Origin of the sequence: Bradyrhizobium sp. CCBAU 051011, assembly GCF_009930815.1 — a bacterium.
Taxonomy (GTDB): Bacteria; Pseudomonadota; Alphaproteobacteria; order Rhizobiales; family Xanthobacteraceae; genus Bradyrhizobium.
On sequence record NZ_CP022222.1, the window covers coordinates 2,502,214 to 2,526,227 of the forward strand.

The following is a 24,014-nucleotide window of genomic DNA, read 5'->3' on the forward strand; positions in this document are numbered from 1 at the left end:
TTCTGGCCGAGAACAATCGCGGCCGGTGGGCGGCGTAAGGCAGAGGTGCGGCGGTCATGCTGCAGTGCATCCGTAAGACCACCTGACACGGGGCTGCTGCTGCGGTGCGCTAGTTTGCAAGCCTTTATATCACTCGCGATGGTTTTAGCCCGGCGCTAAAGTCGGGCCGTTTCAACTGGGTACCGCCAAATGAGTGGGTCGAGCTCGGTCCTCGCCTGGAGCTCCGCGCTGGAGGACTTCGCGCTGTTTCGAACGCTCAGTTCCGAACAGCGGCTGAAGGCTCTCAGCGCCATGGTCCGCCAGGATCTGGTGCGTGGGCAGATGCTGGTCGCGCAAGGCGGGCCGTCGGATTCGCTCTTCCTCGTGCTGCACGGCGCGCTTGCGGTGCGCAAGACCGGCTATCTCGAACCGATCGCTGAACTTCGAGCCGGCGAACTCGTCGGCGAGATCGGCTTCTTCGCCAATGTCCCGCGCACGGCCGATGTGATCGCGATCCGCGACACCAGCGTGCTGGCGTTGACTCGTCCTGCCTACCAGAAGCTCGTCGAGGAGGCTCCCGCCATCGTCGAAGCGCTGCTCGCGGCGCTGGCGCGGCGGTTCGCCAGGGAGACTGCGCGCATCGCGCCATTCCGCACCTCGCCGAAGGCGCGAACGGTGGCGCTGATCGGCGGCGGATTGGAGCCGCTGCCGGGCGCTTTCGAGCGCCGGATCCGCGAGGGGCTCGCCGCGATCGATGCCGAGATTGTCGACGCCGACCGTCTGCAGGCGATGTTTCCCGGCCGCGTGCTCGATGCGCATGATGTGACCGAGTGGCTCAACAAGCTCGAACACGCCGCGCCGCTGGTGGTCTATCTCGGTGGCCATGAGGCGTCGCCCTGGGCGCGCAAGGCCATCCGCCAGGCCGACATGGTCGTGTTCGCCTGCCGCGGCGATGCGCCGGCAGCCGCATTGACGGATATCGAGGCCTTTGCCTGCGAGGTTCATTCCATTTCGGCCCGACGCCTTGTACGCGTTCATGACCGGCGAAGCGGCGAGGTTTCTCGCACCGCGGCCTGGCTTGCCCGGCTGCCGTCCTTCATGCATCACCACGTCGCCCTCGAAGACCAGGTCGATATCGACAGCCTGATCCGCTTTCTGTGCGGCCGGGCAATCGGCTTCGTCGCTGCAGGCGGTGGCAGTTTTGGCACGGCGCATGTCGGGATCTACAAGGCGTTTCGCGAACGCGGCGTGATGTTCGATATCTTTGTCGGCACCAGCGTCGGCTCCGCGATGGTGGCGGGATTTGCCAAAAACCTCGAAGCCGAGGATCTCGAGCGCGGGACGCACGAAATCTTCGTCAGAAGCAGAAGCTTTCGGCGGCCGACCTGGCCGCGTTACGCGCTGCTGGACCACAAGGCCTTCGATCGCGCGCTGGCCCATCAATACGGCCCCGACTGCCGGATCGAGGATTGCTGGCGGCCGTTCGCCGCCGTCGCCACCAACCTGTCGACCCACAATCTCGAACTGATCCGCTCGGGGCCGCTATGGCAGGCGGTGCGGGCATCGAGCGCGATCCCGGGGCTGTTGCCGCCGTTCTACACGGCGGAAGGCGCGATGCTGGTCGATGGATGCCTCATCGACAACGTCCCGCTCGCCTCGATGCATCAGCTCAAGAGCGGCCCCAATCTGGTCGTGCATTTCGGCGAGCCTGCGGCGGAGATGTTCGACGTCGATTATGCCTCGCTGCCGGGACGGCTGGAGCTAATCGCCGCCATGCTGACGCCGTTCCGCAAGAAGCTGCTGCCCGCAGCGCCGAGCGCAGTCAACGTGCTCTGGCGCAGCCTCGTGGCGCATCAGCGCTACGATACGCTGCCGGTCGGGCCATTCGATACGGTGATGCGTCCGCCGCTTCCGCTCGATATCGACGTGACGGATTTCGATCGTCACACGGAAATCTTCGAGGCCTCCTACCTCTGGGCCAGGGAAGCGATCGCGGCGCTGGAGGCGGGGGGCAGTTCGGCGATCGAGGCGATACTCGATACCGGCGCGCTGGAACGGCGTCAGGCGACGGCCGTCGCGGCCTCCAATCGCACGCCGAGCAGTCGCCTCGCCTCGGCCGCGGGCTTGGGTGCGCTGAACAGGTAACCCTGCATCTGCGTGCAGCCGAGCTGGCGCAGCATCTCGCGCTGCTGCTCGGTCTCGACGCCTTCCGCAGTCGTGGTCATGCTGCGGGCGGCTGCGATATTCACCACCGCCTGCACGATTGCCGCCGAACCGTCGACCTCGATGTCGCTGACGAAGCAGCGGTCGATCTTGATCTTGTCGAACGGGAACCGCTTCAGATAGCTGAGCGAGGAGAAGCCGGTGCCGAAATCGTCGAGCGCGATGCGCACGCCGATGGCGCGGAGCTGATGCAGGATGGCGAGTGCGGTCTCGTCGTCATGGATCAGCACCGCCTCGGTGATTTCGATCTCGAGCCGGTCAGGCGCCAGGCCGGAGGCGGCCAGCGCGCCGGTGATCCGCAGCGCCAGCGTCGGCGACTTCAACTGGACTGGCGACACGTTGACGGCGATCCTGACCCGGGACGGCCAGCCGGCCGCCTCGGTACAGGCGGTCTGCAGCACCCAGACGCCGAGTTCGTTGATCAGGCCGGTATCCTCGGCGACCGGAATGAATTCGGCCGGCGAGACCATGCCGCGCTCGGGATGGCGCCAACGCAACAGCGCCTCGCAGCCGGTCACCTCATTGCTGGTGAGATCGAGCAGCGGCTGGTAGTGGATTTCGAAGCCGCCGTCGGCCAATGCCTGACGCAGATCCTGCTCCATGGTGAGCCGCGCCTTGGCGCGGGCATCCATCGTGGGCTCGAAGAAGCGATGGACGCGGCGTCCCTCGGCCTTGGCGGCGTACATTGCGAGGTCGGCGTGCTTGATCAACTGGTCGAGTTCGGTGCCGTCCTCCGGCGCGAGCGCGATGCCGATGCTGGCGTCGGTCGAAAGCTGATGCCCGAGGCATTGATAGGGCTGGCGAATTGCCTCGTAGACGCACGCCACGAATTCCTCGACATCGGCACGGCCGCCGATCGCGGTCTGGATGACAGCAAATTCGTCGCCGCCGAGGCGGGCGATGAGGTCACCCGGCTTGATGCAATCCTTGAGGCGGGCCGCGACCGCCTTCAAAAGTTCGTCGCCGACATGATGTCCGAGCGAGTCGTTAATGCCCTTGAATTCGTCGATGTCGATATAGAGCAGGGCGAATGATTTGCCGCCGGCGGCCTTGCGCAGCTCGCGCTCGATCTGCTCGCGGAACAGCACCCGGTTCGGAAGGTCGGTCAGCGCGTCATAATGCGCCAGATGCGCGATCTTCTCGTTGGCAAGCCTTCGCTCGGTGACGTCGTCGACGACGTTGATGATGTAACGCGCTTGACCCGCGGAATTGCGGATTCCAAGCCGCCTGGAGGTGATGTACCGCGGGCCCAGCCCTTGCGTTTCCCAGACGTGCTCGTCCTTGAACAGGCCGTCGGGGGATTGCAGTGTTTTCTCTTCGTCGGCCGCGATGATCGCGGCGGCGTCTTCCGGAAAGAGGTCGGACGCCGTCTTGCCGATGATCAGGTCGCGCGAAATGCCGAACTGAGCCTCAGCCACGCGGTTGACGAGCAAATAGCGCCGGTCATGCACGTCCTTCACGGTGATCTGCGAGGGGATGTGATCGATGATTTGGCTCAGAAACGCGTAGTTGCGGTCGCGCTCCTGTTCGAGATTGCGCCGCTCGGTGATGTCTTCCATGGTGGCAACCCAGCCACCGCCCGCCAGCGGCTTGCTTACTCCCATGAACGAGCGTCCGTCCGGGCCCTGCATGATGCTGTGATCGACCTGGCCGCGTGCGATGTTTCGCATCACGGTCGAGCAGAATTCGTCGACATCGCCGGCGAACGACCCGCTGTCCTTGCGGTGCTGCATCAGGTCGCGGAAGTGGCAGCCCGGTTTCACGATTTCGGTCGACAAATTGTACATGTCGATATAACGGCGGTTGAAGGTGACGACGCGCGCCGAGGCGTCGAAGGTGACCAGGCCCTGGATCATGTTGTTCAGGGCGGTGTCGAGCCGACCCCGTTCCGCTTCCAGCCGCTGCTGCGCCTCGCTGTTCTGGCGGGTGATCTGTCGGATGATCAGGAACAGGATCAGGGCGATCACCGCCGCCGCCAGCGTTGCCGCGATAACCAGGACCGTGGTTTGTTCGTGCCAATCGGCGAGCGCGGCGGTAACCGTGTTGGTCGCGACCACTATGCCCGAGTAGTGGCCGAGTGGGGCTGCCGATCCCAGCCTGGCCGTCTGGTCGATCGGGCTTTGTACGCGCAGTGTCTGCTGGGTGCCGCGCTCCCGGACCCGCTGCAGCAGCGGCGCTTTCGCGAAATTCTGGCCGATCAGGTCGTCGACCCGGGGATAGCGCGCAAGCAGGGTGCCGTCGGCATGAAACATCGAGATGGCCGCGCCGGTGCCGAGGGCTACGGAAGCGAAGAATTTTTCATAATTGGCGGGGTTGATGCGGCGCGTCATCACGCCGAGAAAAGTGCCGTCCTCGCCTCGCAATCGATGCGCGATGACGGAGTTCAGATTGCCGGTGAGATAGCTGCGAACCGATTCGGTCAGGATGGACGGTGAGCGCGAATCGAATTTGAAGCTTTTGAAATAAGCCCGCTCGGAAATGTTAAGCGTTGGCGCTGGCAGCGGCCGCGACCAGTTGATCATGTCGCCATTGGAGTCGAAGATCGAGATGTCGCCGAGATACGACAGGACGCCCGCCTTGGATCGCAGGATCTCGTGCGCTTCGACGCTCGCGACGCGTTGCCGGAATTCCTTCTCCGAGGCGATGCCGGAAATCTGCAGTCGGGTAATCACGTCATCGGCGAGCGTGTCGGAATCCTCGAATTGCTAGTCGAAATGGCGGGCGAGCAGACGAACGGTGTTCTCCAGTTCGCGTTCGCTGTTGACGAGCGCACGCTCGCGGAATTCACCGGCCATCATGATGGTGCCGACGAAAATCGCCGCGACCAGCATCCCACCGCATAGCGTCAGCCACAGCACCGGACCCTGGATAGTCGCGGCAAGGTGCCGCCCGGTGGCCGCCGTTCTGGCCTTCATGCCGTGCAGGTGGTGAATCAGCTCGCGCATTTCTCCCTTCTCCCGGAAGCCCAAATACGATGCGCGGATGTCATAAGCCATTAGGAAATCCGGTTACTTAAGGCTTAAATCGCGTGTCCTTCGGGCGCCGATGGAAAGGAGTTATTTTGCTGCGTCCGCGGCGAGCATCCCCTCTAGCGGCGATAGGTGCCGGTGCGGGCATAAGCCGCGCGGGTTTCCGGCGCGGGACGGCTGACCACCCCGGCGCGCGCCTCGCTGACGCGCGGGGTCGCCAGCTTGAGGTCTTCCAGGAAGATCGGCTTCGAGAAATAGTAGCCCTGCGCGTAGCGGATCTTGGTTGCGGCCTGCAGATAGGCCAGCTCCTCGAAGCTTTCGAGCCCTTCGGCGATCACGGTCATGCCGAGCGCTTCGCTCAAGGATTCGATCGCACGCAGGATGCCCTGGCTGCGCGGACGCTTATGGATGTCGGTGATGAAGGAGCGGTCGATCTTGATCTCGTCGGCGGTGATGTCGGCCAGCGCCGAGAGCGACGAATAGCCGATGCCGAAATCGTCGATCGAGATCCTGACGCCGAGCTTGCGGAACAGCGGCAGGATCTCGTCGTGGAAATGCGTCTTGGTGACGAAGGCGTCTTCCGTCACCTCGATCATGAAGCGCTTGGGAAATCCGGTGGCTTCGATCGCCTGCGCGAACGGCCCCATGAATTCGGGGTTGCCGGCCTGCTTGGCCGCGACGTTCATGCTGATCGTGGTGTCGGGGCCGAAGGTCTCGTTGATCAGGTCGATCGACTTGACGATCTCCGCCAGCACGAGGTGGGTCAATTCGTCGATCAGGCCGAGTTCGGTAGCAAGATTGATGAACGTGCTGGGAGCCTGAATCACCCCCTCGTCGTCGCGCAGGCGCACCAGCGCCTCGACGCCCTGGATCTCCTGGGTCCGGATGTCGACCTTGGGCTGGAAGGCGCAGCAGAAGCGCTTTTCCAGGATCGCTATCCGTAATGCCTGCTCGACCTTCATCCGCGCCAGCGCCTCGCGTTCCATGCTGGCATCGAAGAACGCCGCGGCGCCCTTGCTGCCATTCTTGACGCGGTACATTGCGATATCGGCGTTCTGACGCAACTCCTCATAGCTGCGTCCGTGCTCGGGATAGAGGCTGACGCCGATCGAGGTCGAGGCGAAGATTTCGGACTGGTCGATGAAGAACGGCGCCTTCAGCCGCTGCAGAATGAAGCGAATGAACTCGGCGACCTCGTCCTCACTCTCGATCGGGTTGAGCAGCAGCACGAACTCGTCGCCGCTGATCCGCGACAGGATGTCGGATTCGCGCAGGTCGAGACCGACCCGCTTGGCCATCTCCGCCAGCAGCGCGTCGCCGACCGAATGTCCGTAGTAGTCGTTGATGTGCTTGAAATTGTCGACGTCGAGGAAGGCGAGTGCGAAACGGCCCTGTCCGTTGTCGTACTTCAAGAGACTGTTGACGCGATGTTCGATCACGCGCCGCGTCGGCAGCCCGGTCAATTCGTCGTAATACGCGGAGCGGAACAGATGCTCCTCGAATGCCTTCTGTTCGGAGATGTCGGTGGAGCTCGAGATCAGCAAATTGCGCTCGGCGATCCGGATCGGTCGGTGCGAGGTCAGCAATACCTGCTTGGCCTGGCCACCGGCAATGGATTCTTCCAGCACGGCCGGGCGGCCTGCACGCAGCAATTCGAGGCAGGTTTCGCGGCGATCGCTCAGTTGCGACGGGTCCGGCGCGGCGGCAGCCGCCTGCAGCGCAGCCGCCGCGGCGTCGTTCATCAGAACGAATTCGCCATTCTCGTCCTGAACCGTCACGCCGTTCGGGAGCAGCCTGAAAACATCTCTCAGGATGTTCAGTTCGGATTCGAATGAGCTTTCATTGCCGGCCTGCGTCGCCGCGGCCTGAAAATCGTTCTTATTGGGACTATGCATGCCACGGAACTTGGCAAAGTCCCTTGTAGCATTGGTTAAGCGGACTTCCGAAAAGCCGCAACAACCCTAGAAGTCGGCGATTCCCAAACGGCGTCCGCTCGATCGTCATTAACAGAGTATCAACGCCGGGCGAGAATGTCGCGTGCAAGGCGAATCTCGATTCACGGCGTTTCGAGAGTGCGACGGACATCTTGCGTCGGCAAGGATGTCTCAAGATGAGAAAATGGCGCTATCGGGTCTAGTTTGCGGGAAGCCGGCACTGCATCGTGCAATGTACGCCGGTCTTGAGGAAGCTGATCTCGGTCTTGCCGTCGAAGGCACGAAGCGCCGATTGCAGCAGTTTGGTGCCGAAGCCCGCCGGGCCGACTTTTTCGACCGCGGGACCTTCAGTCTCGTCCCACGTGACGTTGAGGCGCCCTTCCGACACCGACCACGACACCTGCAGCAGTCCGCGGGCCGAGGAAAACGCGCCGTACTTGCCCGCATTGGTGGCGAGTTCGTGAAAGATAAGCGCTAGGCTGACCGCCAGCTTGGCCGGCAGGAACAGCGAGTCGCCGTTCAAGTTGAACCGGACATGGCCGTACGGCCCGAGCTCCGAGCGCAGCATGTCCTTGATGTCGCAGCCGCTGCCGTCCAGCCGCGCAATCAAATCGTCGGTCGCCGACAGCGCGCGGAGGCGGCGATCGATACTGCCCCAGATCTGCGGTTGGTCCTGCAGGACCTGGTGCAGCACGGCGTGGATCGTCGACGTCTTGTTCTTGAGCCTGTGCTGCAATTCCTCGACGAGGAGTTTGCGGTACTCTTCTTCCCGGATCAGGCGTTTGGAATCTTCCCGTTGTTGCGCCACGATCGTCCGGTAATGCTCGACGCCCCAGATGGCGAAGCCGCAGACCGCCCAGAACATCAATAGCAGCGCAAGCCGCGCGGAATCGGCCGTGGCGCCGTCGAAATTGACGGTGAGGCCGAGCACGCCCCCCGCGACGGCGGTGGCGATCCCGAACCGGGCGCCGCCGATCGCGGCGGCCAGGAACACGGCCGGGAAATACGGCGTGAAGAATACGTCGGGGCGGAGCTGGGCGACGCCCCACCGGGCGATCGTCGACACAGCGAGGCAGCCGGCCGCGAAGGCCGTGCTGAAAAGCAGCGAGGGCTGGGAGATGCCCTGCCAGCCGCGTCTGAATTCGTCGATCAATTTCTTCATCAGAATGGTCACTTCACGTGATCAGCGAATCCAAAATATGGCCGACCATGCCGAAATTCGAGGATTTCGGGGCGCCTTGAGGTCGCAAACCGGCCCGGCGCCGGCGGGAACGCGATGGAACAAGTGCGCTTGCCTTGCCGGCAAGAGACGGGAATATTGGCCTCAACCGATATCGGGGGGGTAACGACATGGGACGGCTGGACGGCAAGGTCGCGGTGATCACGGGTGCGACGAGCGGCATCGGACTGCGCACCGCGGAGATATTCGTCGCGGAGGGCGCGAAAATCGTCATCGCCGGCCGCCGCGCGCCAGAAGGCGAGGCGCTGGCCAAGAAACTCGGTGCCCACTGCATCTTTCGCCAGACCGACGTCACGGTGGAAGCGCAGATGAAGGCGCTGATTGGTCTTTCGGTAGAAAAATTCGGCCGCATCGATTGCCTGTTCAACAATGCCGGCGGTCCGGCCCAGACCGGCGGCATCGAAGGCCTGGAGGTGGAGCGGTTTGATGCGGCGATGGCGACGCTGATCCGCAGCGTGATGCTCGGCATGAAGCATGCGGCGCCTTACATGCGCAAGCAGGGCTCCGGCAGCATCATCAACAACGGCAGCATCGCCGGCACGCTGGCCGGCTATTCATCGTCGATGGTCTATAGCGCGGCCAAGGCCGCCGTCATCCACCTCACCAGATGCGTGGCGATGGAGCTCGGCGAATCCAATATTCGCGTCAATTCGATTTCGCCCGGCGCGATCGCGACCGGCATTTTCGGCAAAGCGCTCGGCCTGTCGGTGGAAGCCGCCGAGAAGACCCCGGCCGTAATGCGCGAGGTCTACAAATCGGCGCAGCCCATCCCGCGCGCCGGCCTGCCGGATGATATTGCGCACGCGGCGGTTTTTCTGGCCAGCGACGAATCTTCCTTCGTCAACGGCCACGACCTTGTGGTCGACGGCGCCATGATCGGCGGCCGCAACTGGAGCCAGCAACAGCAGGGCTATGTCACGCTGAAGAAGGCGTTCGATCAGGGCGCGGGATAGTCCGTCATTGCGAGCGCAGCGAAGCAATCCATCGCGCCGAACACGGAGACCTGGATTGCTTCGTCGCTTCGCTTCTCGCATTGACGGTTAAGATTTGGGGCAAAAGGAGACGCAAATGTCTGCAACATTCCAGCTATCGCCATCGGAAGGCCGCCCGCTCTATCTCGCCGTCATCGCCGGCCTCGCCTGCGCCTTCGTCATCGGCAAGACGCTGCCGTCGACCATGGACGCGGTCTCGGCGATCATCGAGCCGCTCTGCGCCAACAGCGTGACCGGTTCGCAGGATGTCGTCGAGCCGATCAGCTCGCATGCGCTGCCGAACGTGGCGGGCAAGCGCGTCACCATCGTGCGGGTGTTCTACGGCCCCGGCGGCTTTACGCCGGCGCACCAGCATGCCGGCTCTGTCACCGCCTATGTCACCAAGGGCGAGATCCGCTCGCAGTTGGCCGGCGGGCCGGTCGAGACGTTTGGGGTCGGCCAGTCATTCTTCGAGCCGCCCGGCTCGACCCATCTGGTCTCGGCCAATGCCAGCATGACCGAACCCGCGGAATTGATCGCGGTGTTCGTGGCCGATGAAGGTGCGCAACTGACGACGCTGGTGAAGTAGATGTAGTGCGTAACCCGATAAATGCTCGTCATGCGCGGGCTTGACCCGCGCATCTATCAAGAAAGACATTCAGCGAAGAGTGATGGATTGCCGGGTCAAGCCCGGCAATGACGGGTTCACACCGCCTTCACCACCACCCGCAATCCATCCCGCGGTTTCGGGATCGGCCACATCTGCCAATCAGCCTTGTAACCAGGCTCCAGCGACACTTCGAGATTCTGCAGGAAATGCCGGGCAAAGCATTTCGCCTGCATATAGGCGAAGTGCAGCCCGAGGCACATATGCGCGCCGCCGCCATACGGCACCCATGCGAAACGATTTCGGTTGCGCTGCGCCTCGTCGGAGAAACGCATCGGATCGAACTTGTCCGGCTCGGGCCAGATCTCCGGCATATGGTGCGTGAACAGCGGGTTGACGCCGACCAGCGTGCCGGCAGGAACGTCGTACCCCCTGAACGAAAAGTCGCGCACCGCGCGGCGCGGCATCGACGGCACCGGCGGCTTCAGCCGCAGCGCTTCCTTGAATGCCATTTCCGACAGCGGCATCTTTTCGAGATTGGCGATGCTGGAGGGATCGTTGGCCTCGATGCCGAGGCCTTTGACTTCCTCGCGCAACTGCTGCTGCCATTCGGGATGGGCGGCAAGCTCGCCGACAAAGGAGGTCAGCGACGATGTCAGCGTGTCATGCGCCGCCATCATCAGAAAACTCATGTGGTCGATGATGTCCTGGGTCGACAGCAGCGCGCCGTTCTCGTGCGTCGCCTGGCATAGCTGCGAGAACAGGTCATCGCCGCCGCCCCGCGCGCGGCGGATCGGAATCTGCTCGGCGAAGTAGGCAACGATCCGCTTGCGGCCGGCAACGCCGCGGCCCATCTGCGTGAACGGCAGCGGCCGCCGGATCGGCGCCACGGCTGCCGCCACCATGTCGACGAAGGCGCGGGTGATCTCGTCGACCTCGGGCCCAATCTTGGCGCCGAGGAACGACGTTGCCGCCAGATCGAGCGTGAGCTGCTTCATCGCCGGATACACCAGCATCTCGCCCGGCTGCGCCTTCCACTGCTTGACCCGCGCGGCAATGCCGCGGTCGAGATCGACGAGATAGGACTTCATCGGCCCCGATTTGAACGCGACCGACAGCGCGCGACGGTGCAGGCGGTGCTCTTCAAAATCCAGCAGCATCAGCCCGCGCGGAAACAGCAGGCCGAGGATCGGTCCCCAGCCATGGGTGGAGGAGAACAGGCGGGCCTGGTCGAACAGCACGAGCTCGTTGGCCTCCGGCCCGAGCATCGTCACGCTGGTCTCGCCGAACAAATGGGTGCGGTAGATCAGACCGTATTTGGCGGCCGACTTCTCGATCTGTCCTTTGGGGTCGGCCAGCACCGCCAGCGTGTTGCCGATAAACGGCCAGCCCTCATTACCGGGAATGTGCCGCAACGCCTTGGGGTTCGGCGGCACCGGAATATTGGCTGATGAAGCCACACTCGGCATCGACATGGCAATTGCTCCGGGCGATCTGCGAAAATCGCAAAGATTATCCTCTGTGTCGGTGGCTTTGTCGCGGCATTAAATATGGGCGTGCGCGGCGCGGGTTTAGCCTGGTCCGGCAAATAACTCCTTGTTTCCATGCGGCAAAGCGCGCGGCTGTCGGCGCCAGCCGTAGATCAGCCAAGTCGCGTCACAAAGCCGCGAGCGTGTGCTAGGGTGCTCCAAAATCAAATGGGCAGGGGGGTAGACATGCCGCGGATGCTTGGGTTGCTCGTGCTTGCGCTGGTCGCGCTGGGCGGAAATTCTCTGGCGCAGGCCCAGACCAAACCTTTGGTCAAAACGCTGGGGCCGGATTTTCCCAAAACTGAAATCTTCATCGGCAACAGCTTCTTCTACTACAACAACAGCATGCACAGCCACGTGCTGGCGATGCAGCGGGCCGCCGACGCCACCAACAAGCAGGCCTACCGCGCCACCTCGGTCACCATCAGTGGCTCCGGCATCGACTGGCATGATGTCGAAAGCTATCTCCGTCCAAAGGCGATCGGCTCCTATTCCTTCGACGAGCAGAACAACGTCGTCTTCAACAAGCTCGATAAATTGTTCGACGTCGCCATCATGATGGATTGCAGCCAGTGCCCGATCCATCCGACGCTCAAGTCGGTATTCACCGAGTTTGCCAAAAAGAGCAGCGAGATCGTTCGCGCCAAGGGCACTAGGCCGGTGTTCTTCATGTCCTGGGCCTATGCCGACAAGCCGGAAATGACGGCGCAACTCGCCGAGGCTTATACGATCGCAGGCAATGCGAACAACGCGCTGGTGATCCCGGCCGGCCTCGCCTTTGCGAAAGCGCTCGACAAGCAACCCGAGATCAATCTGTACGCCGCCGACAAGCGCCATCCGAGCCCGGCCGGCACTTATCTCGCCTCCTGTGTGGTCTTTGCCGCGCTCACCGGGCGCTCGCCGGTCGGCAACGCCCATCTCGCCGGCCTCGACGGACAAACCGTAGCGTTCCTGCAAAACATCGCGTGGGACACCGTGCAGGAATATTACGGGAAGTAGGGGGCGCTGCTTCCGGTGCCGCAATAGGGCAGAGCTGGCAACCCCGTCATTGCGAGGAGCTCGCGACAAAATTGCAAAGCAATTTTGCGCTGAAGCGACGAAGCAATCCATCTATCCCCGAGTTGAGGAATGGATTGCTTCGCGGAGCCTGTCATCGGGCGCGCGTTCGCGCGACCCGTTGGCTCGCAATGACAGGGATAAGTCTCGCCGACCCTAACGAGAAACATCACGCCTTGCGCTTCGCCGCTTCCTTCTGCAAATCCGGCGCGTTGATGGTCGGAATCGCAACCCGTCCCGGGCCGGTATGGGCAAGCGCCGCAGCCGCCTTTTCGTTCTCCATGATCTTGGCCATCACGGCCTGACCTGCGCGCTCGAACACCGCGCGGTTCTCGATCAGGAATTTCTGCGACTCGCGCAGCTTGGCGACGTAGCCGTTGATCTCCGGGATCACGTAGCGGGCAACCATGTCCCAGCTTCGCCGGGTATTTTCCGGATTGGCCCAGTCATGCACGAAGCCGATGATGGCGCCGACGCCGCCCGAGACGTGCATCAGGTTCTTGATGGTTTTGACCAGGTCGTCCGGCGTGCCGATGGTGGAGGCGGCATTTTCGCCGCCGGCCGTCTTCTCGATCGCATCCTCGGGCGAGGTGAACGGCTCCAGCCCCGGCCGCTGCAGCGTGCGGACATTATATTCATTGTGCCAGCGCATCAGACCGGCGCCGGCCTCGCGCTGTGCCTGCTCGCGTGTCTCGGCGATGTGCCAGCTCAAGAGCACGCGCCAGTCGGAACGGCTCACCGTGGTGCCGGCCTTCCTGGCGGCATCCTCGGCAAAGCCCCATTGCGTCGGCAGCGCCATCAGGCCCTGCGTGGACATCGAGCCGAGCGAGATGATGCCGATGCCGTATTTGCCGGCCAGCGTCATGCCCGAGGGCGAGATCTGCGACGCCACCACGAACGGCATATCTTCCTGCAGCGGCAGCAATTGCAGCGCGGCGTCCTGCATGGTGAACCAGTCGCTCTTGGCGGTGACGCGCTCGCCCTTGAACAGGCGACGGATGACCGCGATCGCTTCGTCCTGGCGGTCACGCTGCGTCATTGGATCGATGCCGAGCGTGTGCGCGTCGGAGGCGAGCGCGCCGGGCCCCGAGCCGAAAATGGCACGGCCGCCGGTCATCCAGTCGAGCTGCACCATGCGCTGTGCGACATTGTAGGGGTGATGATAGGGCAGGGAGACCACGCCGGTGCCGAGCTTGATGCGCTTGGTGCGCTCGCCGGCCGCCGCCAAAAACATTTCCGACGAAGCGATCATTTCCCAGCCCGAGGAATGGTGCTCGCCGCACCAGAACTCGTCGTAACCAAGCGTGTCGATCTGCTCGACGAAATCGAGGTCGCGGCGGAACTGGAGCAGCGGATTCTCGCCGATCGGATGATGCGGGGCGAGAAAGGCTCCGAATTTCAGACGTGCCATGGGGTTTGCTCTCCGAAATTAAATTATTGTTCTTTGGATTGGCTCGGCAGCAAACCTACGTGGTGGGCAGGGGCAAGGCAATGCTGCAAGCCCGCGGCCAGTGCATGGTTGTCGCGCGGCCCGGCCGACATGCCGTCGCCCGGAATTCCCGTTCCTGAGGCTCAATCAAACAGGCGCAGTGCGAGTCACGCGCTAAACGCGGACGCTCCATGTCTCCTTCGCCGTCGACAGCGTGATCAGTGTCTCTGTTCGCTCCACGCCATCCACGGCCTTGATGGTTTCAGTGAGAAACCGTTCGAGATCGCGCGTGGTGCTGACGCGCACCTTCATGAGATAATTCCAGGCGCCGGTGATGTGATGGCACTCCAGCACGTCGGGCGAGGCCTTCACCCGTTCCAGGAAAACCGCTTCGACCTTCGGATTGCTCCAGCTCACCATGATGAAGGCGAGCAGATCGAGTCCGATCGCCTCCGGTGCGATCCGGGCGTGAAAACCGGAAATCATGCCGGTTCGAACCAGCCGCTTGATGCGGTCGTTGATGGTGGAAACCGCGACGCCGATCTTCTCGCTGAGAACAGCCAACGCCTGACGGTCGTCATCCTGCAGCAGCATCAGCAGTTGCCGGTCGGTGTCGTCTAGTTTCGCCATCAGCCCTCGCCAGGAATTTCGGAAGTCTTACGGAATTAGACCGGCCGCCGAGCGCCTGCAAAGGCTTTCAGTGACTTTTCCGGCCCTCTTCTCGAATGAAGTCCGGAATGTATCGGTAGAACCACCAACAAAAACGGAAAAACCTGAAAATTCCGAAAATATACACTTAGAGGGCAACCCCGGTGCGGTCGCCTCACCACCGAAGGATCGCCAGCATTGCAGCGAGGGCGGCGGGCACAATTTCGAAACGGCAGACATGAAGCATCCTTCGCAACGCCGATGCTGCCTGGTCGCAGGCCGCGGGAGCTGCGTTCAGGGCACGGGTGATCGCTTACCTCGGGGGTAATCGCGGACATGACCGCAGGCTGAGATCATCCGCCGCACAGTTTCCCGGACGAGGCCGTTCTCATGCATCAGATCGTCTCAACTCCCGTCGATACTTCGCGCCGCTGGTTGGTGCTCGCGACCGTGGTTGCGGCGCAATTCATGTTCGGGGTCGATGCCTTCATCGTTAACGTCGCGATCCCGACCATTGCAGCGGAGCTGCACGCGAGCGCGGCGCAGATCGAGGCGGTCATCGCGATCTATCTGATCGCCTATGCGACGCTGGTCATTACCGGCGGGCGGCTCGGCGACATCTACGGCACGCGCAATGTGTTCATCGCGGGCGTGGCGGGCTTCACCGTCACCTCGCTGTGGTGCGGGCTGGCGCAATCCGGGCCTGAATTGATCGTGGCGCGGCTGGCACAGGGCGCGACCGCGGCATTGATGGTGCCGCAGGTGCTCGCCACCATTCACTTGCTGTTTGCGGATGCTTCACGTGCCCGCGCCTTCGGCATTTACGGCATCGTGCTTGGGCTGGCCGGCGCGGCCGGTTTTCTGCTCGGCGGCCTCCTGGTGACGCTCGATCTCGCTGGCGTCGGCTGGCGCGCGGTGTTTTTCGTCAACGTGCCCTTCGGCGCCGTCATCATTGCCGCCGCCTTCAGGATCATGCCGACGTTTCAGCGCCGGGCCGGCACGCGGCTGGACATTTCAGGCGCCATCGTGCTGTTTCTTGGGCTGCTATGCCTGATCGGTCCGCTGCTATCAGGCCATGACATGCAGTGGTCGCCATGGGTCTGGCTGGTGATGGCGGCGGGTCTTGTCATCATCGCAGGTTTCCTGCGGCTGGAGCGCGCGGTCGCCCGCCGCGGCGGTATGCCGCTGATTGATCTTGCGCTGCTGTCGGATGCCACGTTCATGCGCGGGCTGGCCGCAGTGTTCTTTTTCTTCTTCGCCAACCTCTCGTTCTACCTGGTCATGACGATCTACATGCAGAAGGGGCTGCATATTCCGCCGCTGCAGGCGGGGCTGGTCTTCCTGCCGCTGGCGCTGACCTTCGTGGTCGCCGCACGGCATGGTGGAATGCGCACCAAACATCGCGGCACGCTGGTATTGATCGAAGGGTGCGCGGTGCAGATTGCCGGCCTGGTGACTCTGGTCGCTACGGTCGAATGGATCGAGGCGCCGTCCGTCATCGTGCTGGCGCTGGTGCTGACGGTCTTCGGTTACGGTCAGGGGCTTGTCATGGCGCCGCTTTCAGGCGCGGTGCTGTCGAGCGTTAGACCGGCCAGCGCCGGTGCGGGCTCGGGCATGTACGGCACGACGGCGCAAATCGCTAACGCCGCCGGCGTGGCGGCGATCGGCGCGGTATTCTTCGCGATCGAATCAGCGCACTCGGCGCGGCTGGCATTGCTCGCTTCTGTCGCGCTGTTTGTCGCGTCGATCCTCGCCTGCGCCGCATTCCTGACATGGATGCGTCGGATCACAGGATGACACATTAACGTCACCTGCCAAAATTTGATTGTGGGGAATGACAGTGCACGGCCTTTTTATTTTGCGGTGCAGCAACTATCTGTTCTTTGAAGAGTAGTTAAGAACAATCGCCCCAGGAGCTGTCGTTGTCTCTCGCCAAGAACGTCGAATTCTTGCGCCATTTCCCGAAGCTGAACGGGTTCAATGGCTTGGGAATCTATGGCCGAAGCGCATCGCCCGGAGCTGAAAGTCCGCTGGTCGAAATCTCAGGATTCGGCACCAATCCCGGTGCGCTCAAGATGTTCGCGTATGTGCCGGAGCAATTGTTGCCCGCGCGCGCCCTTGTCGTCGTGCTGCACGGCTGCGGCCAGACCGCGACCGGTTACGATTTCGGCGCCGGCTGGTCGACGCTCGCCAAACGCTACGGCTTTGCGTTGTTGATGCCCGAGCAGCAGGCGGCCAACAACGCCAACACCTGCTTCAACTGGTTCAACCCGGGCGACATCGCGCGCGGCCGCGGCGAGGCTGCGTCGATCCGGCAGATGGTCGCGCGCATGGTCGCCGATCACAAACTCGATTCGCGCCGCATCTATGTGACCGGGCTTTCCGCCGGCGGCGCGATGACGTCGGTGATGCTGGCGACCTATCCGGAAGTGTTCGCGGGTGGGGCCATCATCGCGGGCCTGCCGTTCGGCATCGCCAGCAATGTCCGGGAAGCGCTCGGCGGTATGATGCAATCGACTTCACGCCCCTCGGGCAAGCTTGGCGATCTCGTGCGCAAGGCCTCCAAGCACAAGGGGCCGTGGCCGAAAGTGTCGGTGTGGCACGGCAGCGCGGACCGCACGGTGAACCCGGGCAACGCCAACGAGATCATCAAGCAGTGGCTCGACGTCCACGGTCTGCCGACGGCGCCGATGTCGATCGGCGATGTCGACGGTCATCCGCGCGAAGTCTGGTGGAATGCCGACGGCGAGACCGTCGTCGAATCCTACACCATCACCGACATGGCCCACGGCACGCCGCTGGGGCTATCCGGCAGTGACGAGCGTTACGGCGCGGAGGGCGCGTTCCTGATCGAGGCAGGGATTTCCTCGTCCTATCACATCGCCAATTTTTTTGGCCTGACCGAACGCGTCAGCCCGGCCAGCGAAGCAGCCAAGCCGGCGCAGGCGCCGAAGGTCGTTGCATCGGCTGCCACGGAATCCCTGCAGTCGTCCGATCTTGCCGCCAGGCTCTGGTCGAGGTCTCACAAGCCGGTTCGCCAGCCCAAGCCGGCACCGCGCGAGCCGAAGCGACGCGGCATCGATGTCAGCGGCGTCATCACCCGCGCGCTGACGGCCGCGGGATTGATGAAGTAGCACGGCATCACGGCCGTCAGGCGGATATTTTCAGCTCACATCTCGCCGGTGAGGAACGGATTGGTCAGCCGCTCCTGGCCGAGGCTGGATCCGGCGCCATGGCCGCAGATGAAGCCGACGTCGTCGCCGAGCGGCAGCAACTTTTCCTTGATCGAATTGATCAGCGTGGCGTGGCTGCCGCCGGGCAGGTCGGTGCGTCCGACCGAGCCGTTGAACAAGACGTCGCCGACATGGGCGAAGCGCAATTCCTTGTTGAAGAACACCACGCTGCCCGGTGAGTGGCCGGGGCAGTGCAGGATGTCGAAGGTGAGGTCGCCGATCGAGACCTGATCGCCTTCGTCGAGCCAGCGGTCGGGCCCGAAATTGCGCACCCCGGTCATGCCGAAGCGCTCGCCGCTCGAGACGACGTTGTCGAGCAGGAATTTATCGGCGATATGCGGGCCCTCGATCTTCACCTGCAGCGCGTCGCGCAATTCGGCGGCGCCGCCGACATGGTCGATATGGCCGTGCGTCAGCCAGATCTTCTCGACCGTGACGCCGGTCTGCTTGATCGCTTCCAGTATTCTGGGAACATCCCCGCCGGGATCGATCACTACGGCCTTCTTAGAGGGCTCGTGCCAGATGATGGTGCAGTTCTGCTCGAACAGCGTCACCGGCACGATCATCGCGCCGGCCTTGGCCTGGTTTTCGGCCTGGGTATCGGTTTTGTTGTCCATGGGGGCACCATATTCATCCCGGGAGGGTGGTCAACACGGCTTTGTAATCATCGTGTTACCGGCGTGTGATGCACACGGCTCCGTGATAGGGTTGCATGTGGTTTGACAGTTTGGCGTGCGCTGCCGGATAGCGCCGCCGCCGGCCAATTCCGGGGGTCATCGTGGTTTCGACAGTCGAGACTTCCACCAGCCAAGCTTCTGCGTCGCCGCTGGCCGGGCCCCGTATTACTGCCCGGGCCTTCTTCGTCAGCGAGCGCCTGAATATGTCGGGGCTCGAGCGCGGCGACGTCCTCGCCACGATACCGCTTGCGTTTCGCGTCAATGCGAATGGTGTCGCGATTCTGTTCCGCTATGGCGTGGTGGTCCTGATCGGGCTGAATGCGCTGGAAGAGGAGGAGTTCCTGCGCGGCCTGGAACATCGGATGACGGGCAAGCTCGCGCGACGCGACGAGGAAATCGCCATCATCGAGCTGGCTCCGGAAAAGGAAGATCAGATCCCGCCCGGCGGCCCGATCTGCCTGCAGAGCCTTTCGCCCGACCGCTTGATCCTGATCGGCGAGGCGCTGGCGAAGAGCGTCGTTCTGGCGCGGCACGAACGCGAGGTTGCCAGCGTCTTTGATACGACCGAACCGTTCGCGCGGGAACTGGCGCGGAGCGGGCGCATGCGCGGCAGCCGTCGCTCGATCCTGCAAAATATCGGCAACGCGCTTCTGGTGCGGCATCGGGTATCTGGGCCGGTCGAAGTGGAAGAGAAACCCGACGTGCTCTGGGACAAGCCGCATCTCGAGCGCCTGTATGCCCGGCTGGAGGACGAGTACGAACTCAAGGAGCGCGCTGAATCGCTGAACGGCAAGCTCGCCGTGATCGCCGAGAGCGCCCAGGTGTTGACCGATATCATCGACACGCGGCGCTCGCTGCGGCTCGAAGTGATTATCGTGCTCCTGATCCTGTTCGAGGTTCTGGTGACTATCTATCAACTCGCCATGGGGCGGCACACCTGAGCGGGGCCGTTATTGCAGATGGGTCATTCCGGGATGGTCCGTAAGGACCAGACCTCAGGGGCGCAATTGCGCCCCGGGGAATCTCGAGATTCCGGGTTCTCGCTTTCGCGAGCCCCGGAATGACGGGTAGGTCATACTACCGCTTGATCTGCGCCTTCAGCGTATCCTCGACGACGCGGTCGAACGAAGATGTTTTCGGCGCTGCCTTGGCGCGTTGGTCGGCGACGTATTTGTCACGCTTCGCCACCAGTGCAGAAAGCTTTTCGTTGAGCGCCTTGCGCTGGGTCATCTGCTTGTTGACCTCGTCTACGCGCTGCTCGGGCTTCAGCGCGCGCAGATTGTCGGGCAGGTCTTCCTCCTTGATGGCCGAAAGCCTGCTGCGGCCGGCCGTGACGTCGGCGACGAGATCGCCGTCGCCGGTGACGGCTTCCGACGTCACCTTGGAGCGCTTGTTGAGATAGCTTGCCATCTCCGAGGCCTGCGCCGGCGCGGCGGCGGCGACCTCGGACAATTGCTTGGTCTTGCCCTCGGTACGTTTTTGCAGGTGTTTCGGCCCGTAGGGGATCACGGTGCCGTTGATCTCGCGCTGCAGGATGATGATCTCCTCGTCGAACGGCGTTTCGATCAGCACCACTTCGCCGCCGTCCTGCGGGATCGGAATGAAGCGGCCGTTGCCGTTCTGGGCGATGTCGCGCCAGATCCGTGCGGTGTCCTGGGCGTTGCCGGCCAGCACCGCGTTGACGATGATGTCCCTCTGCTTCGCCACCGACAGCGTCACCGGATATTTGGTGTCCTGCGCATAATCCATGTGCGGCGGCGCATCGCCCACCAGGAACACGATTCGCCTGACATCGCCGCCGCTGGTCCACTGCAGCTTGTTGACGGCAACGTCCAGCGCCTCGTTGACGCTCTCCGGCCAGTCGCCGCCGCCGCGCGCCTTCAATTCGAGCAGGTGGGCGTAGAGATCCTGGATGTCGGTGGTGAGGTCGATCTTTTTGGTGACGTAGTCGTCGCCGATGTCGCGATAGGCGACGAGGCCCATGCGGATGTCGGCGTCGGGATTGGAATCGACGATGGCTGTGGCAATCGACCAGATCTTGCGCTTGGCGCCTTCGATCAGGCCGCCCATCGAGCCGGTGGTATCCAGCACGAAAGCGACTTCGACGGCGGGTTTGGCGATGGCCTGCGACAGGCCGGCAGAGAGAGGGAGGGTGGCGATAGCGAATGCGAGCGAGCGAAGGGTGATGCGTGACTTCATGGATCTCCTCCAGATGTTTCGTCCCCTCGGAACCCAGGTTCCACCGCCTTCGCGGTGGGCTGTGGCCGAAAACAAGGCGGCCGGGGTCGAAATTGCGGCTGATGGTGCGCTGGTCCGACTGTTGGACGGTCCGAAATCGGTTATGGTTCGAGCGCCATGGAATCATCACCCGCCCGCCACATCAGCCTCGTGCCCGCGCCGGATCGCCGCCAGTCGGAGACGGCGCTCGCGATCGCGCGCGGCACCGCGCGGCTGTTACGATCGCTGGGATTTTCCTGCATCAGCGAACTGCCGCTGCCGTCGGGCCGGCGCGCCGATCTGGTGGCACTGAACGAGCGCGGCGAAATCTGGATCGTCGAGATCAAGTCGTCGGTGGAAGATCTGCGCGCCGACCAGAAATGGCAGGACTACCGGATGCATTGCGACCGGCTGTTCTTCGCCTTCACGCAGGACCTGCCTTGCGAGATTTTTCCGGAAGGCACCGGCCTGATCATCGCCGATGCCTATGGCGCCCATCTGCATTGTGAAGCGCCGGAGCACCGTCTGCCGGCGGCCACGCGCAAATCGATGACGGTGCGGTTTGCAATGGCGGCAGCCCAACGCATCAACCGCCTGGTCGATCCGCAGGGGCATAGCGAGTTTTAGACTGCGAAGCGGCCTCGCCGGCGCAAAATCCGCAATCCGAGAGCGTGTCTGCTGGATTCAGCCAATGGGCGCATGAACTGGTTATCCTATCGCCTCTGGCATGATTCTTACGGTGATCGATGATCCCGGCTGCCGCATCAGCCCTGGCTTTTCAAGAAGAGCATTTGTGGAACCTAACGAAACCTCCGACGTTCTTTTTCGCGAATGAGCAGCGCCGTCGCCCCGGCGCAGCAAGCGCAGACGCCGAGGCGCTGCGCTGCGCTGGTCGGAGGAAACGCTCATGAGGCTCACCCTTTCGGTCATCAAGGCTGACATAGGCTCCGTCGGCGGCCATACCAAACCGTCTACACGCATGATGGCGGCTGTCGAGGGCGAGGTCGCGAAGGCGATCTGCGATGGCTTGCTGATCGACGCTTTCGTCTGCCACACCGGCGACGACATTGCGATCATCATGACGCACACGCGGGGCGAAGGGAGCTCCGAGGTGCATCAACTTGCCTGGAAGGCGTTCCTCGCGGCCACCTCGGTCGCGAAAACCTCCGGGCTTTATGGCGCCGGCCAGGATCTTCTCGTCGACGCACCGTCCGGAAATGTCCGCGGCGCCGGCCCGGGCGTCGCCGAGCTCAGCTTCGACCACAGCCTCTCGGGCACGAGACCTGCGGAGTCCTTCATGGTGTTCGCCGCCGACAAATGCGGCCCCGGCGCCTACAACCTGCCGCTCTATCTCGCCTTTGCCGATCCCATGTATTGCGCCGGGCTGATGCTGCCGCCGATGATCAAGGGGTTCCGTTTCCATGTCATAGACATGGACAACACGGCCGGCGACAGCGTGATCGAACTCGACGCGCCCGCGGATGGCTACCAGATTGCCGCACTGCTCCGCGACAACGAGCGCTTTGGCATTGATCGCATCGTTTCCCGGACCCATGGCGAGGTCGCCGTCGCCGTTTCGGCGCAGCGTCTTCACGCGATCGCAGGCAAGTACACCGGCAAGGACGATCCGGTCGCGATCGTCAGGAACCAGGGGATTTTCCCGGCGCCCGAAGAAGTCGTCTCGCCGTTCGCGAAGGCGCACTTCGTGGGCGGCGATGCGCGCGGCTCGCACGTGATGCCACTCATGCCTGTGCCGCTCAACACACCGGTGACGGGCATGTACTGCCTGCCGATCGTTTCCTGCGCGGGCTTCTCGATCGACAAGGAAGGCCGATTCGCGGAGTCCTATACCGATTTCTTCGACAACCCGGCGTGGGACGAGGTCCGCCGGCGCGCCCAGCGCAAGGCCATCGAGATGCGCAGCCAGGGCTGGTCTGGCGCCGCGATGCTGCCCTATTCCGAGCTGGAGTATGGTGGCTTCCGCGACACCGTGTCCTCACTGCTGAAGCGCTTTGAGGTGCGCAAGGAGCCGAAGCCGGAAGCGGCCGAGTAAGGGATCGCCTGCGAGGTGGGTATGGCAAAAAGGCGCATCGGCATTCTCACGGGCGGCGGCGACGTTCCCGGCCTCAACGCTGTCATCAAGAGCGTGACCTATCGCGGCAGCGAGAACGACATCGAGGTCGTCGGCCTCCGCCGTGGCTGGGAGGCCCTTACGCATGTGAACCTCGAGGACCCGGCCTCCAGGTCCCACTACATCATCCCGCTGAACCGTGACAACACGCGCACCATAGACCGCAGCGGCGGCACCGTGCTGCACTCGAGCCGCACCAATCCGTCCAAGATGAAGAAGCTGCCAGATCATCTCGCAGGCCAGGACTTTCCGGCCTCGCTCGGCACCAAGGGCGGCATCGCAACCAGGACGTGGGACGTTACCGACCAGGTGCTGGCTAACCTCTCGGGGCTCGGCATCGAACATCTGATCGCCATCGGCGGCGACGACACGCTCAGTTACGCATCCAAGCTCAACGACCTCGGCGTCAAGATCATCGCCATTCCGAAGACCATGGACAATGACGTCCGCAACACCGAGTACTGCATCGGCTTCTCGACCGCGATCACCCGCGCCAGCGACGCCATCCAGCGGCAGCGCACCACTGTCGGATCGCACGAGCGCATCGGCATCTTCCGCGTCTTTGGCCGCGATGCCGGATTTACGGCGCTCTACACCGCGTACGCCACCTCGATACGGTGCGTCATACCGGAGTACAAGTTCGATCTCGACAAGCTGATCCAGTTGCTCGTCGAGGAGAAGCGCGCCAACCCAAGCAACTACGCGCTGGTCGTGCTCAGCGAGGGCGCCGCGTGGCAGGGCTACGAGGTGCAGGAATACGGCGAGCCCGATGCCTACGGCCATCGCAAGAAGGCGAGCGTGGCGGAATCGTTCGCCGACGAGATCAAGCGGCGCGTCGGCGAGGAGACGATCACGTCTGACCTCACCTACGACCTGCGATCTGGCAATCCGGACTTCATAGACAAGCTCGTGGCCCTGACTTTCGGTAACATGGCCTATGATGCCATCCTGGAAGGCAAGACCGGCCTCATGTCGGCACTGGTGGAGGGGCGCTACGACCTCGTGCCCATCCCTGACGCCAAGCTCGGGCCGCGCAAATTGGACGTCGCCAGCACGTACAACACGGAGCGCTACCGCCCGATCTACGGCAATAAGCGAGGGCTGCCGATCTTTCTCAACCGCGCGTCATAGGTGCAGGTGGTAACCAACCAAGAACGTCTCCTGTGGAGGA

At 63.1% G+C, this 24,014-nt stretch carries 17 protein-coding genes and 1 pseudogene; 10 read left to right on the top strand and 8 right to left on the bottom strand.

What is annotated here, in order from left to right; all coding sequences use genetic code 11:
• Nucleotides 1–189: 189 nt before the first annotated feature.
• Nucleotides 190–2,124, top strand: coding sequence for a patatin-like phospholipase family protein (locus ACH79_RS11880; protein WP_161851186.1), 1,935 nt, complete (start codon nucleotides 190–192; stop codon nucleotides 2,122–2,124).
• Here ACH79_RS11880 and ACH79_RS11885 read toward each other — a convergent pair.
• The 3 genes and pseudogenes from ACH79_RS11885 to ACH79_RS11895 all read right to left on the bottom strand — a co-directional run bounded on the left by ACH79_RS11885 (nucleotide 2,040) and on the right by ACH79_RS11895 (nucleotide 8,267).
• Nucleotides 2,040–5,117: pseudogene (locus ACH79_RS11885) on the bottom strand (EAL domain-containing protein). The gene ACH79_RS11880 and the pseudogene ACH79_RS11885 sit on opposite strands and share 85 nt — an antisense overlap.
• A 173-nt stretch (nucleotides 5,118–5,290) precedes the next feature.
• Nucleotides 5,291–7,066 (bottom strand): bifunctional diguanylate cyclase/phosphodiesterase, encoded by a 1,776-nt coding sequence (locus tag ACH79_RS11890; RefSeq protein WP_161851187.1) that lies wholly within the window; start codon nucleotides 7,064–7,066, stop codon nucleotides 5,291–5,293.
• Between the two features lie 238 nt (nucleotides 7,067–7,304).
• A complete protein-coding gene (locus ACH79_RS11895) occupies nucleotides 7,305–8,267 on the bottom strand; it encodes a sensor histidine kinase (protein WP_161851188.1) in 963 nt (320 codons plus the stop codon).
• A gap of 188 nt (nucleotides 8,268–8,455) precedes the next feature.
• Between ACH79_RS11895 and ACH79_RS11900 the strand changes: the two genes are divergently transcribed.
• The gene (locus ACH79_RS11900; protein ID WP_161851189.1) at nucleotides 8,456–9,298 is read left to right on the top strand and encodes an SDR family NAD(P)-dependent oxidoreductase; all 843 of its coding nucleotides are present in this window, start codon (nucleotides 8,456–8,458) and stop codon (nucleotides 9,296–9,298) included.
• Nucleotides 9,299–9,413: 115 nt separating this feature from the next.
• Nucleotides 9,414–9,905 (top strand): cupin domain-containing protein, encoded by a 492-nt coding sequence (locus ACH79_RS11905; protein ID WP_161851190.1) that lies wholly within the window; start codon nucleotides 9,414–9,416, stop codon nucleotides 9,903–9,905.
• A 116-nt stretch (nucleotides 9,906–10,021) separates the two neighbouring features.
• On the opposite strand, the gene ACH79_RS11910 is transcribed toward ACH79_RS11905, so the two are convergent.
• A complete protein-coding gene (locus ACH79_RS11910; protein ID WP_161851191.1) occupies nucleotides 10,022–11,398 on the bottom strand; it encodes a cytochrome P450 in 1,377 nt (458 codons plus the stop codon).
• Nucleotides 11,399–11,638: 240 nt separating this feature from the next.
• Between ACH79_RS11910 and ACH79_RS11915 the strand changes: the two genes are divergently transcribed.
• Nucleotides 11,639–12,451, top strand: a complete 813-nt coding sequence (locus ACH79_RS11915; protein WP_161851192.1) for a hypothetical protein — start codon at nucleotides 11,639–11,641, stop codon at nucleotides 12,449–12,451.
• 226 nt (nucleotides 12,452–12,677) lie between these two features.
• Here the strand turns inward: ACH79_RS11915 and ACH79_RS11920 are convergent, their stop codons facing one another.
• Nucleotides 12,678–13,919: an LLM class flavin-dependent oxidoreductase gene (locus tag ACH79_RS11920; protein ID WP_161851193.1), complete on the bottom strand. Its 1,242-nt coding sequence runs from the start codon at nucleotides 13,917–13,919 to the stop codon at nucleotides 12,678–12,680.
• Between the two features lie 192 nt (nucleotides 13,920–14,111).
• Nucleotides 14,112–14,567 carry an Lrp/AsnC family transcriptional regulator gene (locus tag ACH79_RS11925; RefSeq protein WP_161851194.1) on the bottom strand — a complete coding sequence of 152 codons (456 nt, stop codon included), beginning with the start codon at nucleotides 14,565–14,567 and terminating at the stop codon, nucleotides 14,112–14,114.
• A 408-nt stretch (nucleotides 14,568–14,975) separates the two neighbouring features.
• Here ACH79_RS11925 and ACH79_RS11930 point away from each other — a divergent pair, with 408 nt between their 5' ends.
• Nucleotides 14,976–16,382, top strand: coding sequence for an MFS transporter (locus ACH79_RS11930; protein WP_161851195.1), 1,407 nt, complete (start codon nucleotides 14,976–14,978; stop codon nucleotides 16,380–16,382).
• Between the two features lie 125 nt (nucleotides 16,383–16,507).
• Nucleotides 16,508–17,719 (top strand): PHB depolymerase family esterase, encoded by a 1,212-nt coding sequence (locus ACH79_RS11935; RefSeq protein WP_161851196.1) that lies wholly within the window; start codon nucleotides 16,508–16,510, stop codon nucleotides 17,717–17,719.
• A gap of 35 nt (nucleotides 17,720–17,754) precedes the next feature.
• Here the strand turns inward: ACH79_RS11935 and ACH79_RS11940 are convergent, their stop codons facing one another.
• Nucleotides 17,755–18,435, bottom strand: a complete 681-nt coding sequence (locus tag ACH79_RS11940) for an MBL fold metallo-hydrolase (protein WP_161851197.1) — start codon at nucleotides 18,433–18,435, stop codon at nucleotides 17,755–17,757.
• A 263-nt stretch (nucleotides 18,436–18,698) separates the two neighbouring features.
• Here ACH79_RS11940 and ACH79_RS11945 point away from each other — a divergent pair, with 263 nt between their 5' ends.
• On the top strand, nucleotides 18,699–19,436 hold the full coding sequence (locus ACH79_RS11945) for an RMD1 family protein (RefSeq protein ID WP_161856325.1): 738 nt from the start codon (nucleotides 18,699–18,701) through the stop codon (nucleotides 19,434–19,436).
• Between the two features lie 136 nt (nucleotides 19,437–19,572).
• On the opposite strand, the gene ACH79_RS11950 is transcribed toward ACH79_RS11945, so the two are convergent.
• Entirely contained in the window at nucleotides 19,573–20,694 is a 1,122-nt protein-coding gene (locus tag ACH79_RS11950) for a VWA domain-containing protein (protein WP_161851198.1), read from the bottom strand.
• A gap of 156 nt (nucleotides 20,695–20,850) precedes the next feature.
• Here ACH79_RS11950 and ACH79_RS11955 point away from each other — a divergent pair, with 156 nt between their 5' ends.
• The 3 genes from ACH79_RS11955 (at nucleotide 20,851) to ACH79_RS11965 (ending at nucleotide 23,974) form a co-directional block, all read left to right on the top strand.
• Nucleotides 20,851–21,339, top strand: coding sequence for an MmcB family DNA repair protein (locus tag ACH79_RS11955; protein ID WP_161851199.1), 489 nt, complete (start codon nucleotides 20,851–20,853; stop codon nucleotides 21,337–21,339).
• A 280-nt stretch (nucleotides 21,340–21,619) separates the two neighbouring features.
• Nucleotides 21,620–22,765 carry a fructose-1,6-bisphosphatase gene (locus ACH79_RS11960; RefSeq protein WP_161851200.1) on the top strand — a complete coding sequence of 382 codons (1,146 nt, stop codon included), beginning with the start codon at nucleotides 21,620–21,622 and terminating at the stop codon, nucleotides 22,763–22,765.
• A 21-nt stretch (nucleotides 22,766–22,786) separates the two neighbouring features.
• Nucleotides 22,787–23,974: a 6-phosphofructokinase gene (locus ACH79_RS11965; protein ID WP_161851201.1), complete on the top strand. Its 1,188-nt coding sequence runs from the start codon at nucleotides 22,787–22,789 to the stop codon at nucleotides 23,972–23,974.
• The last annotated feature ends 40 nt before the right edge of the window (nucleotides 23,975–24,014 follow it).